Origin of the sequence: Anaerorudis cellulosivorans (genome assembly GCF_025943985.1) — a bacterium.
In the GTDB taxonomy this organism is placed as follows: domain Bacteria; phylum Bacteroidota; class Bacteroidia; order Bacteroidales; family Dysgonomonadaceae; genus Anaerorudis; species Anaerorudis cellulosivorans.
Window position 1 is genome coordinate 52914 of sequence record NZ_JAPCWE010000012.1, and the last position, 24143, is coordinate 77056.

17 protein-coding genes and 1 tRNA gene are annotated in these 24143 nt (G+C 39.9%); 2 read left to right on the forward strand and 16 right to left on the reverse strand.

Annotation, left to right across the window (positions count from 1 at the left end; all coding sequences use genetic code 11):
* Nucleotides 1-2: 2 nt before the first annotated feature.
* Entirely contained in the window at nucleotides 3-2171 is a 2169-nt protein-coding gene (locus OLM34_RS07990; protein WP_264406467.1) for an alpha-L-rhamnosidase-related protein, read from the forward strand.
* 136 nt (nucleotides 2172-2307) lie between these two features.
* On the opposite strand, the gene OLM34_RS07995 is transcribed toward OLM34_RS07990, so the two are convergent.
* A tRNA-Leu gene (locus tag OLM34_RS07995) sits at nucleotides 2308-2391 on the reverse strand.
* Nucleotides 2392-2629: 238 nt separating this feature from the next.
* Here OLM34_RS07995 and OLM34_RS08000 point away from each other — a divergent pair.
* A complete protein-coding gene (locus OLM34_RS08000; protein ID WP_264406468.1) occupies nucleotides 2630-3712 on the forward strand; it encodes a mannose-1-phosphate guanylyltransferase in 1083 nt (360 codons plus the stop codon).
* A gap of 195 nt (nucleotides 3713-3907) precedes the next feature.
* Here the strand turns inward: OLM34_RS08000 and OLM34_RS08005 are convergent, their stop codons facing one another.
* The 15 genes from OLM34_RS08005 to OLM34_RS08075 all read right to left on the reverse strand — a co-directional run bounded on the left by OLM34_RS08005 (nucleotide 3908) and on the right by OLM34_RS08075 (nucleotide 24133).
* Nucleotides 3908-6103: a glutamine synthetase III family protein gene (locus tag OLM34_RS08005; RefSeq protein ID WP_264406469.1), complete on the reverse strand. Its 2196-nt coding sequence runs from the start codon at nucleotides 6101-6103 to the stop codon at nucleotides 3908-3910.
* Nucleotides 6104-6235: 132 nt separating this feature from the next.
* Nucleotides 6236-6916 carry a phosphatidylserine decarboxylase family protein gene (locus OLM34_RS08010; RefSeq protein ID WP_264406470.1) on the reverse strand — a complete coding sequence of 227 codons (681 nt, stop codon included), beginning with the start codon at nucleotides 6914-6916 and terminating at the stop codon, nucleotides 6236-6238.
* Nucleotides 6910-7512, reverse strand: coding sequence for a CvpA family protein (locus tag OLM34_RS08015; protein ID WP_264406472.1), 603 nt, complete (start codon nucleotides 7510-7512; stop codon nucleotides 6910-6912). The genes OLM34_RS08010 and OLM34_RS08015 overlap by 7 nt, the downstream gene beginning before the upstream one ends.
* Nucleotides 7506-8357 carry a glutamate racemase gene (gene murI / locus OLM34_RS08020; RefSeq protein ID WP_264406474.1) on the reverse strand — a complete coding sequence of 284 codons (852 nt, stop codon included), beginning with the start codon at nucleotides 8355-8357 and terminating at the stop codon, nucleotides 7506-7508. Before murI ends, OLM34_RS08015 begins: the two co-directional genes overlap by 7 nt.
* 24 nt (nucleotides 8358-8381) lie before the next feature.
* The gene (locus OLM34_RS08025; protein ID WP_264406477.1) at nucleotides 8382-8900 is read right to left on the reverse strand and encodes an OmpH/Skp family outer membrane protein; all 519 of its coding nucleotides are present in this window, start codon (nucleotides 8898-8900) and stop codon (nucleotides 8382-8384) included.
* A gap of 170 nt (nucleotides 8901-9070) precedes the next feature.
* Nucleotides 9071-12049, reverse strand: coding sequence for a translation initiation factor IF-2 (infB, locus tag OLM34_RS08030; protein WP_264406478.1), 2979 nt, complete (start codon nucleotides 12047-12049; stop codon nucleotides 9071-9073).
* Nucleotides 12050-12118: 69 nt separating this feature from the next.
* Nucleotides 12119-13393 carry a transcription termination factor NusA gene (gene nusA / locus OLM34_RS08035; RefSeq protein WP_264406479.1) on the reverse strand — a complete coding sequence of 425 codons (1275 nt, stop codon included), beginning with the start codon at nucleotides 13391-13393 and terminating at the stop codon, nucleotides 12119-12121.
* A gap of 90 nt (nucleotides 13394-13483) precedes the next feature.
* Nucleotides 13484-13951 carry a ribosome assembly cofactor RimP gene (gene rimP / locus OLM34_RS08040; RefSeq protein ID WP_264406521.1) on the reverse strand — a complete coding sequence of 156 codons (468 nt, stop codon included), beginning with the start codon at nucleotides 13949-13951 and terminating at the stop codon, nucleotides 13484-13486.
* A 174-nt stretch (nucleotides 13952-14125) separates the two neighbouring features.
* Entirely contained in the window at nucleotides 14126-15049 is a 924-nt protein-coding gene (locus OLM34_RS08045) for a dihydrodipicolinate synthase family protein (protein WP_264406480.1), read from the reverse strand.
* A gap of 31 nt (nucleotides 15050-15080) precedes the next feature.
* Nucleotides 15081-16340 carry an MFS transporter gene (locus tag OLM34_RS08050; RefSeq protein WP_264406481.1) on the reverse strand — a complete coding sequence of 420 codons (1260 nt, stop codon included), beginning with the start codon at nucleotides 16338-16340 and terminating at the stop codon, nucleotides 15081-15083.
* Nucleotides 16330-18303, reverse strand: coding sequence for a family 20 glycosylhydrolase (locus tag OLM34_RS08055; RefSeq protein WP_413777210.1), 1974 nt, complete (start codon nucleotides 18301-18303; stop codon nucleotides 16330-16332). The genes OLM34_RS08050 and OLM34_RS08055 overlap by 11 nt, the downstream gene beginning before the upstream one ends.
* An 18-nt stretch (nucleotides 18304-18321) precedes the next feature.
* On the reverse strand, nucleotides 18322-19461 hold the full coding sequence (locus tag OLM34_RS08060) for a cyclically-permuted mutarotase family protein (RefSeq protein ID WP_264406483.1): 1140 nt from the start codon (nucleotides 19459-19461) through the stop codon (nucleotides 18322-18324).
* Between the two features lie 110 nt (nucleotides 19462-19571).
* Nucleotides 19572-21197 (reverse strand): sialidase family protein, encoded by a 1626-nt coding sequence (locus OLM34_RS08065; protein WP_264406484.1) that lies wholly within the window; start codon nucleotides 21195-21197, stop codon nucleotides 19572-19574.
* Nucleotides 21198-21308: 111 nt separating this feature from the next.
* Nucleotides 21309-22382, reverse strand: a complete 1074-nt coding sequence (locus OLM34_RS08070; RefSeq protein WP_264406485.1) for an SGNH/GDSL hydrolase family protein — start codon at nucleotides 22380-22382, stop codon at nucleotides 21309-21311.
* Between the two features lie 149 nt (nucleotides 22383-22531).
* A complete protein-coding gene (locus OLM34_RS08075; protein ID WP_264406486.1) occupies nucleotides 22532-24133 on the reverse strand; it encodes a RagB/SusD family nutrient uptake outer membrane protein in 1602 nt (533 codons plus the stop codon).
* Between the last annotated feature and the right edge of the window lie 10 nt (nucleotides 24134-24143).

Sequence of the window (24143 nt, forward strand, 5' to 3'; positions counted from 1 at the left end):
CTATGCTTGTTAAACGATTTTTTCTTTTTGGTTTGCTCCTTTTGTCGGTAAAATTGTTTTGTTTCGGACAGGCAACCTGGATAGGATATCCGGGTGATTACGATATCTGGCTGGGAAACAATGTCAACAACCGAAGGACGGAAAGAGGCGCATTTTTTCCACCCTTCTGGAAAATGGACAGCCATTATGTGCTGGTAGAATTTTCTAAGGAATTCGATTTGAAGGCGCCTGAAGAAATTCGCCTGTATGTTGAAGGACGTTATAATGTGAAACTCGATGGCAAACTTCAAAACGGTGCACCCTCAAGAATGATGTTGCCTGAGGGAAAACATGTATTGAATATCAAGGTGCACAATCAGGCTTGCGTGCCGACAATTTATGTAGAGGGTAAAACGGTGGTTACCGATTCTTCGTGGAAAGTCACATTCGAAGATAAGGAATGGATCGACGAGTCGGGAAAAGCTTCCGATAAATCGGCCACCATTTACATGAATGCAGCAGCATTGAATTTTAATAGTCCCGAGCAACGCCCTTCGTTATTCAAGTTGAGCCAAGTGGCCATGAGTCCTCTAAGCATAACCGAAACCGGTAAGGGAACATTAGTCGATTTCGGTAAAGAAACTTTCGGCTATGTAACGTTTCATCAACTGCGTGGGAGGGGTGAGGTTTGCATTTATTACGGCGAATCGCGTGAAGAAGCGCTTTCTGTCGATGCATGCGAAACGCTGGATAAAATACAGGTGAATAGCGATAATCCCGAGGAGTTGACGCTCCTCGATTCAAAAGCTTTCCGCTATGTGTATATCGAGAACGAGGATAGTGTGCGTTTCGAAAATATATCAATGAAGTATGAATACGCACCTCTTGATTACAGGGGGTCTTTTCGTTGTAACGATGAGGAAATAAACCGCATTTGGGATGTTGCTGCTTATACGTTGCATCTGACTAGTCGCGAAGTTTTTCTCGACGGTATCAAGCGTGACAGGTGGGCATGGTCGGGTGATGCTATTCAAAGTTACCTCATGAATTATTACCTTTTTTTCGATACAAATACAGTAACACGCACGATCAACCTGTTGCGCGGGAAAGATCCTGTAACTTCGCATATCAATACCATTATGGATTACACTTTCTACTGGTTTATGAGTATTTACGATTATTATCTCTATACCGGCGATCTTCATTTTATCCGACAAATATATCCAAGGATGGTCGGTTTAATGGATTTTGTACTTGGAAGAACAAATGCCGAAGGTATGGTGGAAGGATTGTCCGGAGACTGGGTTTTTGTGGATTGGGCCGACGGATTTATGGATAAACAAGGCGAACTTTGCTTCGAACAATTGCTTTTCTGCAAAAGTCTGCAGACGATGGCGCTTTGCGCGGGCATTACAGGTAACGAAACAGACGAAAAGAAGTATACTGTTTTGAGCAATGCGCTTTTTTCTAAACTCGAGACTTACTTTTGGGACACTCAAAAAAAAGCTTTTGTTCATAACCGAAAAGGCGGCATGAAAAGTGAACAGGTTACCCGCTACGGCAATATTTTTGCTGTATTGTTTGATTATGTTGATGACGAAAAAAAACAGGCTATTAAAAAAAATGTCCTGTTGAACGATTCCGTCATGAAAATCACTACACCTTATATGCGATTTTATGAGCTGGCCTCGCTTTGTGCTCTTGGCGAACAGCCATATGTCACAAAAGAAATCAAAACATATTGGGGTGGGATGCTGAAATTGGGAGCTACTTCATTTTGGGAAAAATACAACCCTGCGGAGAAAGGGAGCGAGCATTATGCTATGTATGGTCGTCCCTTCGGCAAAAGTTTATGTCATGCCTGGGGTGCAAGTCCGCTTTACCTGCTTGGGAAATATTATTTAGGGGTATCACCCGTCAAACCCGGGTATGAAGAATTTTCCATTGAACCTTCCTTGGGCGGTTTGGAGTGGATAAAAGGGTCTGTTCCCACACCATATGGTGATATTCGGGTGTTTATGGATAAAAAAACAATAAAGGTCGTTTCACCCGGCGGTAAAGGATATTTGGTTTTTTCAAGCAAAAGTGTGCCGCAATCTTCACAGGGGAAAATAGAGAGGTTAGGCAACAGTCGTTATCGTCTTTTTCTTGAAGGTGATGGGAATGAATTCGTAATTACACTTGAAGGGTAGATTTCTCTTGGTAGAGAATCCTCATCTTGCTCTGAAAAATAAAAATGCCGAGACCAGAATTTAACGCAATAAAAAATTCCGGCTCGGGTTCCTATCAGTTTTAATTGTCTGAAGAATAACTAATGTTCCTAATCTGTGCCCAGAGCCGGGATCGAACCGGCATGGAGGTGAATCCACTGGTGTTTGAGACCAGCGCGTCTACCAATTCCGCCATCTGGGCATCTCTTGAAAAGATCGGATGCAAAAGTACATATATTTTCGATAAATAAAAACTCTTTTCTCTATTTTTTTTGATCCGGACGGCTTTGTAAATCTATTTTTATTCTTTACCTTTAAAGCATGAATGAACATGAAAACAAAAAGGGTTGTAAAAGTGTTAACATAATGAATTTGCGGAAAATATTTTTTTTTTTTGAAACAAACGTATTTAATATAGCGTATTAATCTTTTCAACATTGATGATGAGAAATAACAATTATTGTGTAATTATGGGCGGAGGAATTGGAAGCCGCTTCTGGCCTTTCAGTAAAGAACAAAAGCCCAAACAGTTTCTGGACTTTTTCGGAACAGGGAGATCGTTATTGCAAAGTACTTTCGATCGTTTTAAAAAAATTGTTCCCATTGAAAATATTTTTATTGTAACTAACGATGCGTATGCCGAAATAACGCGGCAACAGTTGCCGGAATTGTCCGAGAACCAGATACTCAGAGAGCCAATGAGGAGGAATACTGCACCTTGTATCGCCTTTGCGTGCTATCGAATCAGATCGATCGACCCGGATGCCAATATCGTGGTTGCTCCTTCCGACCATTTGATTCTCAAGGAGGATCGGTTTATTGCCGATATTAATAAAGGATTGGAGTTTGTGGCAAAAAATCCGGTGTTGCTGACGCTGGGTATTATGCCGAGCCGACCTGAAACAGGTTACGGATATATTCAAGTGAGCGAAGAGAATATCGACGGCGTTCACAAAGTTAAAACGTTTACCGAAAAACCGGATCGCGAGCTGGCTCAGAAGTTTTATGAGAGCGGAGAATTTGTGTGGAATTCGGGAATTTTTCTATGGAATGTAAATACTGTTTTAGAGGCTTATAAAAATTATTTGCCCGATATATTCAACAAATTCAACGAGGGAAAAGATGTGTTTAATACACCGAAGGAAAAAGATTTTATCGATGCATGCTTCCCATTTTGTCCGAATATCTCTATCGATTACGGTTTAATGGAAAAAGCCGAAAATGTTTATGTCATAACATCTGATTTCGGATGGAGTGATCTGGGAACATGGGGGTCGCTGCATGAGATGGCAGAAAAAGACGAAAACAACAACGCCAGTTTGAATTGCAAAGCCTTGTATTTTGAAAGTTATGACAACATTGTTGCCATGAGTGACGGGAAAGTGGTGGTTATTCAAGGGTTGGAAGACTACATTGTGGCAGAATCGGATAATGCTTTGCTTATTTGTAAAAAAAGCGAAGAACAACGCATCAAACATTTTGTTACCGAAGTAAAGTTCCGTTTTGGAGATGAGTTTGTTTAAAACGGAAGGATAGTCGGCTTATTTTCGTAAATAGAAGAGTGTCCGTTAAAAACTGAACCCCTAAAGGTAAACAAAAAACTTTAGGGGTTTAGTTTATAGTACTTCACTTTTGTAGAGAATTCACCGGAATGAAAAAACCGGCTGAATTTTGGCGAAAAACAATCAGGTGTGCTTACTCAACAGATAGCCTTACAATTAGTTCGTAAACAATAATTCGCGATATTTTGGGAGTGGCCACATCTGGTCGTCAACAACGAGTTCGAGCTTATCTACATGATAACGTATGACATTAAAGTAGGGGAGCACCGTATCGTGGTAGGCAATGGCTTTTTCTCTTGCGTCTTCGATCTTGTTGGCTACTTTTCGTGCCTCCACCATATCGTCCACATTTTTCTTGATAGCCGCAATGTGTGTGGCTATTTCCTCGACGAGTGAAGCGTCTTCTTTTGTCAATCCGGCTGCTTTTTTCTCGTCGTATACCGCTTTCATTTTACAGATATTGTCGAGCAGAACCGATTGATATCGTGTAGCTACGGGAATGATATGGTTAATGGACAGATCGCCCAACACCCGTGCTTCAATTTGAATTTTTTTGGTGTAAGTTTCCCATTTTACTTCGTTGCGGGCTTCCAGTTCTTTTCTTGTCATGACTCCGGTGCTTTCAAACATCTTTACCGATTGATCGGAAGTGTAGGCGTCGTAAATCAGCGGAACGCCGGTTTGGCAATCGAGGCCGCGTTTTTCGGCTTCAATTTTCCATTCTTCGCTGTAATTGTTCCCTTCAAATCGGACAGGTTTGCTTTCCTTGATATAGAGCCGTATCGTGTCGTAAACGGCTTCTTCTTTTTTCATGCCCTTTTTCATTTTTTTGTCGATTTCGCTCTTGAATTCGGTCAATTGGGCAGCTACGGCAGCATTCAATACGATCATGGCTGTCGAGCAATTTGCCGATGAACCCACAGCCCTGAACTCGAAGCGATTGCCGGTAAAAGCAAAGGGTGATGTGCGGTTACGGTCGGTATTGTCGATCAATACTTCGGGAATATGAGTTACCCCCAATTTCATTTTCTTTAATTCTTCGACCGTGATTTCGTCGTCTTCCGAGCTATATTCGATTTTATCCAAAACTGCCGAAATCTGTTTGCCGAGAAATACCGAAATGATGGCCGGCGGCGCTTCGTTTGCGCCTAATCGGTGTGCATTTTGGGCAGACATGATCGACGCCTTCAGCAGTCCGTTATATTTGTAAACAGCCATCAGTGTATTTACCAGGAAGGTAACAAACTGAAGATTCTCGTTGGCGGTTTTTCCGGGAGTGAACAATCCCACCCCGGTGTCTGTTCCCAGCGACCAGTTGTTGTGTTTGCCCGAACCATTGATTCCTGCAAATGGTTTTTCGTGCAACAGGAGTTTGAAATGATGCTTAGTCGCGATTTTGTTCATGAGCATCATAATCAGCAAATTTTGATCTACCGCCAAATTGGTTTCACCGAAAATGGGAGCCAATTCATACTGGTTTGGAGCCACTTCATTGTGCCGGGTTTTTAAGGGGATGCCGTATTTATAGGCTTCAAATTCCACTTCGCGCATGAAGGCGGCCACCCGGGGAGGAATCGCACCGAAGTAATGATCTTCCAGTTGCTGGTTTTTGGCACTTTCATGACCCATCAACGTTCTTCCGGTGAGTACCAGATCGGGACGTGCTTCATACAATGCCTGATCTACAAGAAAATATTCTTGTTCCCATCCCAAATACGAATATACTCTTTTGACATTGGGATCGAAGAGTTTGCAGACATCAACGGCTGCTTTGTCTACGGCTGAAAGTGCTTTCAATAAAGGAGTTTTATAGTCGAGCGCTTCCCCTGTATATGAAATAAAAACAGTGGGGATACACAGTGTGTCGCCCATAATGAAAGCCGGAGACGAAGGGTCCCATGCGGTATAGCCACGTGCTTCAAACGTGTTGCGGATACCGCCGCTGGGGAAACTCGAAGCATCGGGTTCCTGTTGTGCAAGAAGTTTTCCGGAAAATGTTTCGATTACATCCAGTGTCGATCCATCTGCATATTCGATAAACGAATCGTGCTTTTCGGCAGTTCCGTCTGTCAGTGGTTGAAACCAATGGGTATAGTGTGTCGCACCCATTTCCAGCGCCCACATCTTCATGCCTACGGCCACATGGTCGGCAATTTCCCGTTGAAGGGTTGTACCTTTGTCTATAGCTTCCAGGACTGTCCGCATTGTTTCTTTCGAAAGGAATTTGGCCATTTGTTTTTTGTTGAACACGTATTTCCCGTAATAATCGGATGGCAATTTGTCCGGTGCCGAAATTTCGAGGGGTAGATGTTGTGTTGCTTTTTCTATTGCTGTAAATCGTAATGTCGACATAATTGGATGTATAATTTTATGATTTGAGATTTATTCAATCTCAATAACTTAGTAATATATTTGACGACACAAAAGTAATTGAATTTTTATTTTTCCGAAACTTAGGGAGGTATCTTAATTCGAAAATTTGTATCATTTAATTTTTGGATTTTTTTGAGGCAATCGAGCCAAAAAGGTTTTGTTTGCACGTACTTCCTGTTTCATCGTTACCAGAATTTCACTATCAGTGGGGAGGAAGACGTCTACTCGGGAACCTAATTTTATAAATCCTAGAGGATCAGCAATATTATAACTTTCGCCTTCTTTTACATAAGTCACGATGCGCTTTGCTACCGCTCCGGCTATTTGCCGTGTTAGTATTCGATAACCGTCGGGAGTTTCAAAAATGATGTTTGTTCGTTCGTTGTCTTTACTCGATTTTGGTAGATATGCTGCATGAAATCGGCCCATATCGTGTGATAAATGGATTATTTTACCGGTTACGGGGACCCAATTGGAATGAGCATTGAATAACGACATAAAAATGGATATCTGTATGCACTCTTGCTGTAGGAAATCTTTTTCAAATACTTTTTCTATGGTTACGATTTTTCCGTCGGCAGGTGCATTTACCCAGCCGAGAAGTTGGCCCGTATATATTCTTTTGGGTTTTTTGTAGAAATTTACCATTGTTGCGTATAGAATGGCAGTTAACGCAAAGATAGTATGATTGAGAATTTTTACCTGACAAAAGACAAACAGGATTATATTCAACAAAATAAATGTTATTAACCATTTAATGAGTACGTGTCTGCCTTCTTTGTGTATCAACATAATTGCCTCCTGTATGAGTTGGGGATAAACATTTGATTGAGGTTCTTTTGCAAAGCGGGTGAAAAAGTTTGAATTGTTTCCTTTTGTTGTTCGGGAATATATTGCTTCCAAACTTCTTCGTTAAGGTATGGCACAATCGTAGGAATAACTATTTGTATGCGTTCGAAAAAAAAAGAAGATTTCTTTGTCTCTTTTTTTATGATGTTTTCTTTAGGATCGAGCATCAATACAACGTTGAGAATCAAACTGAGTACTACTGCAGCTGTTCCTATGGATACAATAGAGCCTAATATTTTATTAAAAAAACCAAGATGAATGATTGCTATGAATTTTTGAATGATGCTGCCAAGTAGTGTTACGATAGCCATAATAATGGCAAAACTTATAAGATAGGAGACTACTGATGCGGTGTTTTGTGACATATGCGTGATTTGCAATAACCATGGAAGAATGATTTTTGCTGTTTGCCCTGCAAAAACAACTGCCAAAATCAGTCCGCAAAGGTTTATTAATTGCCTGATTAATCCTTGCCTGAATCCACTCGCAAAGGCCCAGATCAATGCGATTGTTATAATGATGTCAAACCAATTTAACACAGCGTATCGATATTAATGTTTTGAGCTTCTATTTTTTCATTAAGGAAAAGTGATGCTTGTTGGGAGAATTTTTTTGGCGATTCGGTAGTAAAAAAACGAATTGTACCGTTTTTTGTACATTTTTCATCCATTTCGGGATGGCGTTCGAGATAGTTTTCCAGGCTTTTGGCTACATACTTGCCTTGCGCAATTACACGAATATATTCCGGCAGATAGTGTTTTATTTTTTTTATCAGCAAGGGATAATGCGTGCAACCAAGAATAATGGTATCGATATCGGGATCTTTTTTTAATAAGCGGTCGATATGTTGTTTCACAAAATAATCTGCACCGGGTTTATCGTACTCATGGTTTTCCACTAAAGGTACCCACATCGGGCAGGCTTCGCCGGTGACGATGAGATGAGGGTGCAGTTTTTTGATTTCTAAATTGTATGATTGTGATTGAATAGTGCCTTCGGTACCCATAACTCCTATATGTCCGGTTTTAGTATATGTATCTATGTTTTCAACTGTCGGTCGTATGATACCCAATACTCGTCGCGTGGGATCAAGATGCGGAAGGTTGTTTTGTTGAATACTTCGTAGCGCTTTGGCTGATGCTGTGTTACATGCCAGAATAACCAAATGGCAGCCTTGAGAAAAAAACCATTTAACCGATTGAAGTGTAAATCGGTACACAACATCAAATGAACGGTTTCCGTAGGGGGCTCGAGCATTGTCTCCCAAATAAATATAATCGTATCGGGGCATTAAGGAACGGATTTCAGATAATATGGTGAGTCCGCCATACCCCGAATCGAAAATACCGATAGCTCCTTCTTTTCGGCTAAAACTATTCTCCACTGCCTTTTATTTTGGAGTTAACTATTATTTTATACCCAGTTTCGCTTTTACAAATGGATTGGCATCTACAGCATTGGGAGTAACAAAAATTATAGCCGGATCGGCTAAGTCGTAAATCACCGTAAAGTTTTGCTCAATGCCCACGATGCGCACGGCTTCTTTGATTCTTTCTTTTATGGGTTCCAACAAAATCTTTTCCTGTTCTTCGATATCTTTCTGCGCTAATTTCATGAATTCGTTAATCTTATTTTCCAAATCAGTTAATTCTTGCATTCTGCGTAGTTTGATGTTCTCGGCCAGTGAGTTTTGATACGTGATGAAATCGGAATATTTTTTGTTGTATTCATTTTGCATCAACTGTAATTCTTCCTTATAATTATTACTGAGTGTGGTAAGTTTTTCGGTGGCTCTGGTTTTTTCCGGGACAGCATTAATCAATTCAATCGTATTTACATAAGCTACCACATAAGCATTTTGAGCAATTGCAGTTGCGGTTATCACGAAGATGAGTACACTTGCAGTTAATAGAATTTTTTTTGTCATAATAAATACAATTTTATGATTTTGTTTGTTGTTTTCCCAGTCAACATATGCAACTTATTTCTCTGTGTGTTGTAGCAGCATCTGCAGGTTGCAGCAGATGCTGCTATCTCAAGGTAGAGAATTTAAATTACAATGTCAACTGGTTTTCAATATATTATAAAGCATTGCTTTTACAATGTTTTCTTTACTTCCACCTCTTCATAAGCTTCTATAATATCGCCTATTTTTATATCGTTGAAATTTTTGATGTTCAATCCGCATTCGTAACCTGCAGCTACTTCCTTTACGTCTTCTTTGAAACGTTTCAGCGAATCCAATTCTCCCGTATAAATAACGATACCGTCACGGATCAGCCGAATTTTGCTTGTACGTTTGATTTTACCTTCTTTAACCATACAGCCGGCAACTGTCCCCACTTTGGTAATCTTGAAGACTTCGCGCACTTCCAGATTGGCAATAATTTCTTCTTTGATATCGGGCGAAAGCATACCTTCCATAGCGGATTTTACATCTTCTATAGCATCGTAAATGATAGAGTATAAACGAATTTCGACTCCTTCTTTCTCTGCTTCTTTGCGAGCTGCCATTGAGGGACGTACCTGGAAACCAATAATAACGGCATCTGATGCTGCTGCCAGCGTAACATCTGATTCGGAGATTTGGCCGACAGCTTTATGAATAACGTTGATCTGTATTTCATCGGTGGATAATCGGATGAGCGAGTCTGAGAGTGCTTCTACCGAACCATCCACATCGCCTTTTACAATAATGTTCAGTTGTTTGAAATTTCCGATGGCAATGCGGCGGCCAATATCGTCAAGTGAAAGCAATTTTTGCGTACGAATTGACTGTTCGCGTTGTAATTGTTCACGTCGGCTTGCAATGGCACGAGCTTCCTGTTCGTTCTCCATTACGTAAAAAATATCCCCTGCCTGAGGTGCACCGTTTAGTCCCAGAATAAGTGCCGGTTCTGAAGGGCCTGCTTTTTCTATACGTTGATTGCGTTCGTTGAACATGGCTTTTATACGTCCATAGTATGTGCCTGCCAACACGATGTCTCCCTGTTTCAATGTCCCGTTTTGAACAAGGACGGTTGCTATATATCCACGGCCTTTATCAAGGGAAGATTCAATAACGGAGCCTTTTGCATTACGATTGGGATTTGCTTTCAGTTCGAGCAGGTCGGCCTCGAGCAATACTTTTTCCATCAGTTCCTGCACCCCGATTCCTTTTTTTGCCGATATATCTTGAGATTGATACTTCCCTCCCCATTCTTCTACCAAATAGTTCATTTCAGCCAATCTTTCTTTTATTTTGTTGGGGTTGGCTTCCGGTTTATCTATTTTATTGATTGCAAAGACAATAGGTACCCCTGCAGCTTTGGCATGGTTAATTGCCTCAACGGTTTGAGGCATAATATCATCGTCGGCAGCAATAATAATGATAGCTACGTCTGTGACCTGAGCTCCTCGTGCACGCATAGCAGTAAATGCTTCGTGTCCGGGTGTATCGAGGAAAGTAATTTTTCTTCCATCATTTAATTGAACATTGTAGGCGCCTATATGTTGTGTGATTCCTCCGGCTTCACCTGCAATTACATTGGTATTCCGGATATTATCCAATAAGGATGTTTTACCGTGATCCACATGTCCCATGACGGTAACGATAGGTGGACGAGGAACCAAATCGTTGGGATCGTCTTCTTCTTCGGCGATAGCTTCTATTACATCTGCACTTACAAATTTGGTCTTGAAACCGTATTCTTCAGCTACAATGTTAATGGTTTCTGCATCCAGGCGTTGATTGATTGCAACCATGACCCCCAAACTCATGCAAGTGGAGATAACATCGGTTACAGGAACATCCATCATGTTGGCTAAGTCGTTAGCTGTAACAAATTCAGTTAATTCAAGTACATGGCTTTCGCGTTCTTTTTGCAGATTTTGTTGTTGTTGTTTATAAGATAAAGCTTCGCGTTTTTCGCGGCGATATTTTGCGCCACCTTTCCCGCCCCTTTTTTCTGTGAGACGTGCTAATGTTTCTTTGATTTGTTTTTGTACTTCTTCGTCGCTTACTTCCGTTTTATTCGGTTTTCTGAGTATTGGACGGCGTCGCCCTACCTCTTTGGGAGAAGAGTCAAAAGTATTGGGTCTATCGATATTAACTTTGCTTTTACGAATACGTTTACGTTTTTTCTTCCCTTTATCTTCTAATTCATCGACCGGTTTTCTTTTTTCTTCGATGCTTTCTTTTTTCAAAAGCTTCACATTTTCTTCTTTTAATCTTTTGCTGTCGAGAGCTTTTTGTTCCCTTTCAAGTCTTTCTTTTTTGCGCTGTGTACGACTTTTCCGTGCCGGTCGGGTTTTATCGTTAATGGCATCCAGATCAATTGAGCCTTTTATTACTAAATTGGGTTCTAATTTCTTTTTATGAATGCGAAAAATTTCCTCCTCTTTTTCATTATTGCTTTTATCGGCAGATTCCTCTTCAGCGATAATTATTTCCTCCGGAACGATTTTTTCTTCGAAAGCTTGTTCTTCTTTGGCAACTTCTTCTTTTATAGTTTCGGTTTCCAACGTTGATTCATTTTCTTTACCCTCTATTTCTTCAGTCACAATTTTTTCTCCGGCAAATTCAACTTTTTCCGGTTCGTTTTTTGTCTCGACTGCGATTTCTTCTTTTTCTTCTTCTATGATGGTCTTGGGGGCAGACTCTATTGCTGTTTCAGCTTCTACCATTTCTTTTTCTTGAGGCTTTTCTTCCGGTTTTGTTTCTTTTTTCTTCTTATGCTCGTCCAGTTCAATATTTCCAATAATATTGATATGGGGTTTTAAACTTTCCGGTATTTCGGTTTTTATGGTTTCCTTCTCAACTTTCTTTTTTTGTTCGGTTTCCTGCAATTCATATCCTTCAATAGCAACAGTTTCTTTTTTACTTTCTTTATTGTGAAGTTTTTCGAGTGTTTTATCGACTTCTTTTCTGATATTTTTATCTTTACCAAACTCTGCAATTAACAACTCATACTGTTCTTCTTCGATTTTGGCGTTTGGGTTAGCTTCTATGTTAATACCTTTTTTGTGTAGAAATTCAACCAGACTATTGATCCCTACATTTAAATTTTTCGATGCTTTTATTAACCTTATAGACATATAATTAAATTAGACTTTTTATGATTTGTGAACAGTGAGTGTTGCCATGAAGATGCAAATTAGTGTGAATTAATTTTCGTCTTCATCGTCATCGTTTTCGAATTCCGAAGCCAATATTTGCAACACTTCATCAACGGTGCTTTCTTCGAGATCGGCTTCTCGTATAAGTTTTTCGCGATCCATTGCCAATACGTTTTTGGCTGTCGAGCAGCCAATGCGTTTGAGCTGATCAATTACCCACCCGTCTATTTCGTCACGGAATTCGTCCAAATAGATGTCTTCTTCGTCCGTGCCTTCAATGTCACGGAATACTTCGATATTGTAACCGGTAAGCATGGATGCTAGTTTAATGTTGGCGCCACCCTTGCCAATTGCCAGTGATACTTCTTCGGGAGGAAGAAACACTTCGGCTCGGCGTTCGTCTTCTTTCACCACGATGGAATTGATTTTTGCGGGACTGAGGGAACGCTGAATATATAAAGTAGTATTATTGGTGTAATTGATGACATCAATGTTTTCGTTACGCAATTCGCGTACAATTCCATGGATGCGGAATCCTTTCATTCCAACGCAAGCACCAACGGGATCGATGCGGTCATCATAAGCTTCCACGGCTACTTTTGCACGTTCTCCGGGAATTCGTGCTATACCCTTTATGGTGATCAATCCGTCGGCAATCTCGGGTATTTCCGTTTCGAAAAGTCTTTCGAGGAATACCGGTGATGTACGGGAAAGAATGATTTTCGGATTATTGTTTTTGTTTTCTACACGGGCGACTACTGCACGAACATGTTCTCCTTTATGGAAGAAATCGCTTGGAATTTGTTCGGTTTTCGGAAGAATAAGTTCGTTGTGTTCGTCATCAAGCAGCAAGATTTCTTTTTTCCATATTTGATATACCTCACCCGAGACAATTTGTCCGACTTTCTCTTTATATTTGTTGTAGAGGTTATCTTTTTCCAATTCCAGAATTTTAGAAGCCAAAGTTTGACGAAGATTCAGAATAGTACGTCGACCAAAATGGTCAAGCGAAACTTCATCGGTCACTTCTTCGCCAACCTCAAAATCTTCGTCTATTTTTCTTGCTTCCGAAAGGGGAATTTCTCTATTAGGATCTTGCAATTTATCGTCTTCCACCACTGTGCGATTGCGCCAAATTTCAAGGTCACCCTTATCGGGATTAATGATGATATCGTAATTCTCGTCGGTTCCGTTTATTTTTGCTATTACGCTTCGGAATGACTCTTCCAACACGCTGATCATGGTGGTTTTATCGATATTTTTCAGCTCGTTGAATTCAGAAAAAGTATCTACAAGGCTAATGGTCTCTTTCTTTTTGCCCATGGATTGTTCTCAATATTTTATTTTCAAAATTATGTATTCGTTTTTATTATTCGGATTTTCTTCGAGAATATATTTGTCGCAGAAGAGGCGCTATTTAAAGTGAAGAAAATATTTTGTATATTTAATTTCGTCGTATGTAAACGGCAAATCTTCTTTTATTTCGGTTTTGTGTTTAGCTCCTTCTTGTTTGATTTTTTTTGTAATGGTTATTGTAAACCTGTCTTCATTGGCCGATTTCAGGATACCTTTCAGCTTATCACCTTTTTTCGTGAGAACTTCTACTTCTTTACCTTCAAATTTTTTGTATTGACGCAACGTTTTAAACGGTGTTGTTAGTCCCACGGATGTCACGGTGAGCTCAAAATCTTCTATATTGCGGTCAATCTTCGATTCGATATGCTGGCTCAACGCCACACAGTCGTCAATGTTTACTCCCATATCGTTATCGATCTCTACTGTAATGATGTTTCCCGGAGCTATCTGTACGTCGACCAGATAATCGGGTTTCCCTTCCAGATAGGCTTCTGCAATTTTGCTCAGCTCGTTTTTATCAATCATTTCAAAATGAATAATAAAAAAGGAAGCCATCTTTTCTGCTTCCCTTTCAATTTTCCTTTGCAAAGATATTATTTTCAAATGAATTGGCAAAATGTTTCTCTTATTTTTTGATTAGTCGGAGCATTACTCCTTTTCTTTTGATTTCGTAAATTTTCATCTCGTGATCAGATTCTACTAAAACTTATTGCAATACGCAAAGAAGTTTATCGCTTCCAATTCTTTCGCCAGAGAATTTTCTTCAGCATCTGATATGTTTTGAAATGGGGTACGGTTAATGCCTAGGTCAATGCCGATTAATTTCATAATGCGTTTCCCTCCAACGATGTTTCCTCGATAATTTACAATTACATTAATGACTTTTTGGGCGTAATTTTGTAATTCACGTGCTTTTTCAATATTGCCTTTATTGAATTCGTTAATTACACCCACCAGTACGTTACCGATGTAGTTTCCGGTGCCGCTAATTCCCCCTTGCGCTCCCCCCATGACTAGTGCAGAAAGGATGGTTTCATCTTGTCCGTGCAACATGTCGAATTTGCCATTTTTGTATAACATACATTGGTTATATTCATATAAACTTTCGTAGGTATATTTAATCCCTGCCAGATTTGGAATCCTGTCTTCTGCTGCTTTCAAGAAGGGCAACATTGGTAAGTATACACCACTCAAAGCAGGGATATGATAAAAATAGAAGGGCAGGGAAGGAGCGGCACATGCAATTTCTTCGCAATATTTCACAAGTTCTTCAACGCGCCCGGCTTTTGGGAAAGGTGAAGCCATAGCACCTATACCGAATGCTCCGATTTCAGCAGCATGTTGTGCCATTTTATAGCTGTCTTTTATACATGTTGATCCGACATGAACGATAACTTTGAATTCTTTATCTACAACCGATATCCATTTTTCTGCCAGTTTCATACGCTCTTCAACGGTCATCATGTAACCTTCACCTGAAGAACCGTTGATGAAAACCCCTATTATTCCGTTTTTTTGCAACATCGTCGCATAATCCCCGATAGGGCTTAAATCAATTTCGCCTTTTTTATCAAATGGCGTAAACGGAGCAACGATCAATCCTTTTATTTTTTCGAAATTCATAATGTAATTTTTTATATGTTGATTTATTAAGTTAAATGTTATTTTCTTCCGTGTAAGTATACTCTTTTTTAGGCTTTAAGAAAAGCAATACCATAATGACTGCCAATAAAACCAAGAAAGCTAATTTGCTGAAATCGGAGCCTAAACTTCCTTTGTCGGTAGAAGATCCAAGTAATATTGTAATGGCGTATCCTCCAAAAACTCCCATCATATTCATTATACCGTAGGCTGTTGCCCGATATTTGGGAGAGATGATTTGGCAAAGAATGGGCATGTTATTGGCGTCGAACATTCCATACCCAATCCCGAACAAAAAGGCTGAACAAATGAGACTTGTATAGGTATGCCCAAAACCCAAGAGTATGAGTGAGGGTACAGTCAGGGTTAATCCGATAGCACTCGTGTAGATGCGGCCTTTGATGTTTTTGAGTACCCATCGGTCAGATAGAGGTCCGCCAATAAAAACGCCGATGAGAGATGCGACGGCAATGGAAATCGTTGCCATTGGTCCTGCCATTGTCATGGGGATGCCCAGGTTTTTTGTAAATAATGTGGGAAGCCAATTTTTAGTTGCCCATCCGGGAAGACTTGGAACGATGAAGTAGAATAACATGATCCAGAAAGATGCTGTACTTAAAAGTACAACGAAGGGTTTCCAAAAAGGTTCTTTTTCAGCTTTTACGCTTTGGGGTTGCATTTCAGAAATCCGATTGGTATGATTTTTTTTGTCATTAAGAAACAAAATGAGAATAACTGCGTATACAACTCCAATGATACCAAACCCATGAAACACTGTTCGCCACGAATAATTGGCAGCTATTGCAGCACCAAAGCCACCCAGTGCTTGGCCTGTATAAAGTCCTGTCATATGAATACCGATTGCCAAAGAGCGGGTTTTATTCGTGTGATAATCGGCAATCATGGACAATGCTGCAGGAAGGTACAATGCTTCACTTATCCCCATAAAAGCCCTGAGCCAATATAATTGGTTGAAAGAAGTAGCGTAACCCATGGAATACGTTACGGCTGACCATACAAATAAACTGCCCGCAATAAGCCATTTCCGATTTATTCTATCTGCTACGGCTCCTGCAGCCGGGCTTAAAAAACCATAAACAAGCAAAAATATTCCCATTAGGCGACCGAAATTTTCTGCAATTGACAGTTCTTTAATATCAACAGCCATTGCCGCCTGCATAGTGGAAAGCATCTGCCGGTCAAGATAGTTAAGCAATGCTACCACCCAGAGTAATCCTACTACAATCCACGGATAAGCTTTACTATTTTTCATTTTTTCCATTGATTTTTTTATCGGGGTTATAAATAAGTCCTTTCACTTCATCCATACCGTCGAGGGTAACAAACACACACGTAAACATCCATTTTTGCAGACGCACTTCCTTTGTGGAAAATTCGCCTATCGGCAATTTCAATACTATTTTATTCCAACCTTTTTTCAAGGTTACGGGAATAGGTGGACGCACGGCAAAATTTTCGTTTCCAAGTGGGATTTCATTTGAGAGAATGGTGTGACTATTACTCCAAACCGGCGGTTGAATTTCTTTATCGTTGATCATTATTTTACTTTTCCGATAATCCCATTCTCCTTGAGGAGGAGGCAAATCTTTTTCCGACCTGCTATAATTTTGTGTGCTTATCCATGCCCCAACGGTTTGTTTTTTTGGCGACCAAACCCATGTATATGCATATGCTGTATGATTGGGCTTAGGGTTATCGTAAAATGAGGGTATCACCTCTCCCCATACATGACGTAGGTATATGGCAGCACCAATAGCTTCGCGGGTATGGTATGTTTTCCCTTGATAGGTATAGTGTGTTTTTAGTTTTTTTTCGGGTGGAAATGATTGTTGCAGATTTCCGTAATTGGGGAAAGCATCCGTGATGCGCCATTTCACGTTTGTTTGGCGTACATAGGGAAAAGGTAAATCTTTGAATATGCTTTGTTTATGCCAGAGCAATCGATTTTCAAAATCAATAAAAAGCGGGTATTCCGGGGTACCTTCTTTTAACAATGTGCCTTGTTGTTCGAAATATTTTTTGCGTCCGCCTTGCCATGAACTTTCGGCAAAAGTCAGCATTAAAGGATAGAAAGCATTTTCGATCAAAATATGTTTTTCGGGATATACAAATCGATCGTTCCATACAGCTATTATTGCTCCTATGATGTTATCTTCTTCATATTCCCGGTTGCCGATGTTGCTATTATACAGAGCAATTAAATCGGCAAAATTGTCAAAATGATTGATATAATGGTACCGAGAATCAATAGCCGGTGTATTGGTTAATGGTTTTCCGCGTGAACTCCACATTTGTATCTTATCGATTTCTCCCGGATGGTAGGTATATCCGGGATTCCAGGAAATCACTTTTTTCCCCATTGAACGAATGTGTTGAACCATTTCGGGCACAAATTCCGGATTTGAGATTTCTACTTCATCGGTACCGATATGAAGATAAGGCAGATCGGGAAAAATCTCGATGCAAATTTCTTTGAGCAATTGTTTCAGAATATCCATTCCTTCAGGACTTTGCATATCGCAACCGAATGCTTTTCTGAAAGCAGCACTATGCCCCGGCATATCTATTTCCGGGATAAGCAACACGTGGTGTGCTTTGCAAAATTCCGCAATATCTTTAGCTTCGTCTATGGTATAATATTTTCCCGGGAGGCGACCGAAGTTGGCACTATCATTGAGTTGAGGGTAAATTTTACTTTCTAATCTCCACCCTAAATCTTCGGTTAGATGCCAATGAAATGTATTTATTTTGTAAGTGGATAAAATTGCGATTTCCTGTTTCAGTTCATCGGGCGAGATGTAGCTTCTTCCCACATCATGCATGAAACCACGTATATGAAAAGCAGGCCAGTCGACAATTTCGCAACACGGCAAATAGTGCTTGCTGCGATATTGTGTAATGAGCTGGTTTAATGTTTGTTTAGCCCAATAGGCACCTTGTTCGGCAGTTGCCTTTATAAGAATACTGTCGGGAGTAATTGTCAAATGATATGCTTCTCTTTGATTTACAAATGCCTGAGGTATGGAGGAAACGTAGTATATAGTAATTTTATTGTTGTTAATTGTATCTTCAAATGTGTGTATTGCATGTTGAATTTTTATGGACTGAGGTTTTGGTATTAGCATTAAGGTGTTCTGAGCATGATCAACGTAATCAGCATGAAGCGTTGTTATACTGCAAATAAAAGAGATGAAAATAAGAAGATGTTTTTTTATTTTATGTTGTTTTCTCATTCAGTTTGCGTTTAATCTGATTTCTCCTTTCCATGTGATTGGCGTACGAACACCCGGCTTCAATTCTCCTTGTACGAGATAAAAAGTATCGTTCTCAAAAACAAGAGTAGCTCCTGCACGTGCGGCATTTGGGGTGACGTCTATGGTTTTCCATCGATTGGTTTTTGTATCAAAGATTCGGCATTCGGGGTTGAACTTGTAATATGCTATCGGCTGATTCATGTATGTTTTTGAAAATGCGTTGTTTTTCTGTTCTTTTTCTTCGTCAGTAAGTAGCCGATTAAAATGGATGTTATATTGTGTGTTGATGGCATTTAGGAATATGTCGTAATTAACCCCTCCCATACATAAAATATATCGGTCTTGTATGGGCATTGCAACGGCTCCGGCCAGAGAGAATGGTTTTTGCGTGTCGGGATCAATTTGTTCTCCTACTTTTTCCCATGTTCTATCTTCAACGCAATACCGAAATACATCTTTTGCCATTTCGGGTGAGTGAATTTCATCTCCCCCGAAAAAACCTCCCAGCAAATAAACATAATTTTTTTCATTATTTTTAATTCCTGCCATTACCGGTTGCACGCGAGGTATACCCGGAAAGGGAGGAAGTTTTTTCCATGTTGAGTCATTTTTTATGTCGATGGAATAAAAATCGTTACTTGGCTTATCGTTGACATTTCCACCTCCAACAAAAACGGAGTTTTTTATGGCACAACCGGCAAAATTATCCATCGCTGTCGGTAATACCGGGAGAGCATCCAATTTGGGTTCTCCCGATCTCTGCAACGATACGCTATATCCATTTTTCAATGATTCTTTTCCTGTGTTTCCTCCGACCCAGAGTGTTTCGTTGGATGATAGCCGAATGGAAACCCCGTATGCAGCAGGTTTAGGAAGTTTGCCTACCCACGTCCATTTGTCGAGGGTTGTAGTATCCATCATCAAGATATCGTCATAGTACACTTTTGCTCCCCCTTCAAAACCGAGCTTATCAGGGAAGTTACAACCTCCTGCCACTAAAAGTTTATCTTGAATAATAGCAGCATATGATGCTGAAACACCTTTTTGTAAATTTCCTGTCAGGCCTTCTGTGGGGACCTTGTGCCAGATGATGGTCAAATTAGTTGTTGTTTTATTCATTTCTTTACATGATGAAAAAATGCAGCTCATTAATACGATAAACGTTGAGCGTATTACTATCTGTTGAAATCGGGACATGAATTTCGCATCATTATTATTACGGGTTATTTTTATTTTTGGTCGGCAATTATATCCGAAACGGGTATTTTTTGAAAAATGAGATTTCTATTTCCTTCATACACTATTCCGACATGTTGTTCGTCAACCATCGTCAGGCAAGAATATCCAAAACCTTCAGGCGCATGAATAAGAAGATGATAGTGTTCGGGCCAAGTCATGCCTTCATCCAAACTGGCCTTTATAGTCATATTGATGCGACGATATTTGTCGGCAGGATTCGAGAAGAAAAGAACTTTTTTATTTTCTTTTCCTACCCACACATTCGCTCCGATAATACTTGCCATGCAGTTAGACTCAGGCAGAGCGCCGTTTGATGAAGGATGCACGGTCCATGTTTTTCCCATATCGTTCGTGACAGCTACGGCGCGCCCATTGGTATCGTCTTTTATTTGTCTGTTTCTGTCGTCGCGCATGTTCAACATCAAACTACCATCGCTGAGTTGTACTACTTGCGCTTCGGTGGTATTGGGCTTGGCACCTGTGCCGATATGCCAGGTATTTCCCCCATCTTTGCTATATATGATGGTAGAATGGCTGGTGAATTTTCCTCCATCTATCGCCTTTGTGCCGATATCGGCCTTAAATTGTGCCGGAAAGACGAGTGTTCCGTCGTCCATACAAATGCCCCGCCCCGGTCCTTGCAGGAGTAACTGCCAGGAAGGGTCTTTTATTTGTTGAGTAATATTGATGGGTTTTGACCATGTTTTTCCGTCATCCGTGCTTTTGACAAGCATAAATTGCCCGGTCTTTTCTGGCGTCATTCCGGGTTGAGAAACCCACCAGGCCATATCATCCCTGTTAAATCCATGTATCCATAATGCTGCCACCCATATCGTATTGTTTTTATGATCGTAGAGAATGGCCGGATCTCCCACGCCGTTGAGATATTCCGGCTTTCCACCCCACTCATCCATATCCATTATGACTTTCATGGGTTCCCATGTTTCGCCTCCATCCTCACTTCGGCTCATGCCGATATCGATATCTTCCTGAAGATCTTTACTTCGTGTATAACGGTTATCGTAAACAGCAATCAGCGTACCTTTATTGGTGGTTATTATTCCCGGAATCCGATAGGTATGGCAATTGTCCTGACCCGCGGCCCGTAATTCTATTGCCGGTCTGAAAACCGCGTCAGGTGTCGACACATACGTACTGCCGTCTTCAAAGGTGATTTGAATTTTGGATAAAGAAGCTTTCGCAGACAGATTGACTTTGGGATTTAAATTTAGCTCAAGTGCAAAAACACGTGTTTTTTCATTTGTTATTTCTTCATTCAAATCAAACCGGATTTCTGTATTCAAAGGGAAATTGTCAGTTTCGGCTATCCAATCGTTTATTTCATCGTTTTGCATGTGTAAGCAAGCTTTTTTAAAAATAGAATCAATTCGATCGTTGAATGAGAACTTAATGTTGGAGATTTTTTTCCGACTATTATGAGTAGGAGTTATTTGGATTCTGACCACATTATCATTTGGCTTTCCCCGGAAAAGTGCTTGTGTGGGCGCATCTATTGTGATTTTTTCGATTCCCGGGATGGAATGCATTTCTTTATGGGAAGAGAAGCATCCTATAAAAATAGAGAAAAATAAAAGAGTCAATGTCGTTTTTTTCATTTCAATCGGTTTTTTTGTTTTCATGAACACTATTTTACTATTTTCCAAAAGAGATAAATATACCTATATTTTGAATTCTTAAAGTTAAAGAGACAGGGTAAGAATGGAGCGTTAATATGGCAGAATCGTGAATATCTTTTCCTGCAGTTTTTCGGCCATCCTAACAAAACCGAGATCGGTAAAATGTATGCCGTCAACCGTTGCTTCGCCATCATCACAAATCAAATTGTCGCTTGAAAGGTAGTAGATATTAATATCTCCGGTCTGTTTCAATTTTTCGACTTCCTGTTTTAACACCCTATTCTTTTTTGCAACCACATCAAAAGCAATTTTGTCGTACAATGAATGCGGAAAAATTACCGATTCTACGAACAGTATGGGTGTGTTCGGGTTTTCTTTCCGAAGTATTTTTACAAAAGTAGCGGTTTTTTCTTTGATTTGCTCCTCATTTACATTAGGGATAAAATCAAGGATAAACAGTGCAGCATCGTGTCTTTTGGTCATCGTTTCAGCTATTTCGTAATCCAGTTTGCCGTTTCCGCTAAATCCCAAATTAATCACTTCTCGATTCAGACGACGAGTTAAGATGTTGGAAAATGACATTCCGGGACGAGCGGCACAACCGCCTTGAGTTATGCTTGTACCATAAATAATAATTGGAGCGTCGGTTTTAGGGTATGTCAAGCTGGGTTGTTTGAGCGTTGCGAGAGAGTCAACCCCTATGGAAAGCGAAACGACTCCATCATATAAGGGAAGAAATAACAGGTACTCTCGTTCTTTTGATGTCATGTTTGCGATAATTTGTTTTTCATTTACCTTCCCTGTTGGACGTGCTGAATTTACAAATTGCCAATGATCGCCTTCCCATGCATAAAGGTCGAGTCCTTTGCAACCAACATCGGTCATGTGATCCATATGTGTATTGTCTAACACTTCCCATTTAGCCGCAATGGTGGTGCTGTTCGAACAAAAACGGACAGCAAGTCCAGATGTATTTTTACCCAGTTTCCATAAAGGGGGCCTGCATTGCTCTTTTAACGTTGCAGGTAAACGCTCATAGCGTGTTTCCGTTTTATCGGAAATTTTTCCGATAAGCGGGAATTGATCGGCATTTACGTATCGTATTTGAGAATAAGTAGGGATAAACCAGCTTATACATCCCAAAAAAATTATCCATTTTTTCATATCGATTGCTTGTTTTTTTAGCGAGACTTGAAAACTTTATTGGGACAAAAATTAAGCAGTAAATTCTCAATAGCAAATTTACTGCTTAAAAATTTAAATTTGTAGTCTAAAAATTTTAAAGAACATATCCAATATAATTTTAGTGCTATTTACCACATTTCTTCTTCTTGATCACCAACTTTATAACCCGGAGTTTGCTTGAGTAATGGATCAGCATTTAATGTGTTTTTATCCACTGGCCACAAGAGCTTATGTGTTTCATTGGATTTGAGCACAGGCATACCACGGTATGTTGATGCGTTATCAAATGCCAAAGGTTTTCCGTCTTTTGCATCTTTCAAGCGGCAGACATCATACCAACGTTTTCCTTCATATACAAACTCCCTATCGCGTTCTTTTAATATTTCCAACTCGTTGGTTTTGAAATCGCTATTGTGATAACCATCTGTGACAGCATCAAAGTCGTTTCCGTAGGCGCGTTTACGTATTTCATTAATGTATTTGGCAGGATCACCACTCTTCATATTCTCGATTTCTGCCAGCATAAGAAGAACATCTGCGTAGCGATACAAAGGTTCGTTGGTGTCGAACACCCTGTTCCCGGTGGCGTTAATAGAGCCGAGAAATTTCTTCAAGACCGTACCTTCCAATTTACCCTTATCATTGTAATAATCCATAAAAGTAGCATCACGTCTTTTGTCTTTTTCCTCAAATGAAAGCCAAAATTCATTTGTGTATTCGTAGCGTTGCCATCCTGTTCCTCTTAAATCCAAAATATCTGTATCAATCTTTTTTCCATTGCGATCGTAGAAAATTCCTATCATGTTTTGAGGGGCATATACAAAATCGCCTGCATTGCTTGTTGCTTCCCCATCCGCATAGTTTATGGCGAAAATGATTTCTTTGTTTTTTTCGTTGTTTGTTGAAAAAACATCTGCAAAATTATTTAACATTCCGAAACGAGAATCATTTTTTACTGCCAGTAAATAATTTTCAGCTTTTGATAAATCGTCTGCTGCAGGTTTTTGATCGCCCAAACTTACTTTGGCTGACCATAAATATATTTCGGCTGCAAGCATTTGTGAAGCAACTTTAGACCACATGACATTATCAATGGTTCCTGCATCTTGGTATGTTCCGAAATAAGCCAGTGATTTTTGTATATCCGATTTTATAGAATCCATAACCGTTTTCGGAGTAGCACGTCCGGTATATAAATCGGTTGGTGAAACTTGACCGTCGAGTACTTTTACCCGTCTAACCAATGGTACTCCGCCATAGGCTCTATAAAGTGTAAAATAATAGAGTGCCCGAATGCCGTAAGTCTGTCCTAGAAGTATATCTACTTTTTCTTTATTATTTTTATGGATGTCGCTTCCTTCTACCATTTGAATTACCAAATTGCAATCAAAGATATTACCATATAAACCTGCCCAGGAGGTAAGACCGGGATTATTACCATCGAGAGAATTATTTTTTATAATATCGTTGTAGGTAGATAAACCTTGAGAGCTGGTACCGATTTTTTGGAGACCGCCACGAGCTTCACCCATTAAGAATTTACGGGTAAAATTTGTAGAACGTAGATCCAAGTGAATGCCGTTTACATAGGCTTCCGTTTGCGGCAAAGTTTTCCAAAAGTTGCCGCTTCCATAATAGTCTATCGGTGCTAAATCAAGTGTATCCTTACAGGAGGTATTGGTAAAGATTACCAGGATAAACACACCTAATGTATAAATTATTTTTTTCATATTTTTTAAT

Coding starts and splice junctions, on each gene's coding strand:
- OLM34_RS07990 (WP_264406467.1), top strand. CDS start 3: ATGCTTGTTAAACGATTTTTTCTTTTTGGTTTGCTCCTTTTGTCGGTA.
- OLM34_RS08000 (WP_264406468.1), top strand. CDS start 2,630: ATGATGAGAAATAACAATTATTGTGTAATTATGGGCGGAGGAATTGGA.
- OLM34_RS08005 (WP_264406469.1), bottom strand. CDS start 6,103: ATGTCGACATTACGATTTACAGCAATAGAAAAAGCAACACAACATCTA.
- OLM34_RS08010 (WP_264406470.1), bottom strand. CDS start 6,916: ATGTTGATACACAAAGAAGGCAGACACGTACTCATTAAATGGTTAATA.
- OLM34_RS08025 (WP_264406477.1), bottom strand. CDS start 8,900: ATGACAAAAAAAATTCTATTAACTGCAAGTGTACTCATCTTCGTGATA.
- infB (WP_264406478.1), bottom strand. CDS start 12,049: ATGTCTATAAGGTTAATAAAAGCATCGAAAAATTTAAATGTAGGGATC.
- nusA (WP_264406479.1), bottom strand. CDS start 13,393: ATGGGCAAAAAGAAAGAGACCATTAGCCTTGTAGATACTTTTTCTGAA.
- rimP (WP_264406521.1), bottom strand. CDS start 13,951: ATGATTGATAAAAACGAGCTGAGCAAAATTGCAGAAGCCTATCTGGAA.
- OLM34_RS08045 (WP_264406480.1), bottom strand. CDS start 15,049: ATGAATTTCGAAAAAATAAAAGGATTGATCGTTGCTCCGTTTACGCCA.
- OLM34_RS08050 (WP_264406481.1), bottom strand. CDS start 16,340: ATGAAAAATAGTAAAGCTTATCCGTGGATTGTAGTAGGATTACTCTGG.
- OLM34_RS08060 (WP_264406483.1), bottom strand. CDS start 19,461: ATGAATAAAACAACAACTAATTTGACCATCATCTGGCACAAGGTCCCC.
- OLM34_RS08065 (WP_264406484.1), bottom strand. CDS start 21,197: ATGAAAAAAACGACATTGACTCTTTTATTTTTCTCTATTTTTATAGGA.
- OLM34_RS08070 (WP_264406485.1), bottom strand. CDS start 22,382: ATGAAAAAATGGATAATTTTTTTGGGATGTATAAGCTGGTTTATCCCT.
- OLM34_RS08075 (WP_264406486.1), bottom strand. CDS start 24,133: ATGAAAAAAATAATTTATACATTAGGTGTGTTTATCCTGGTAATCTTT.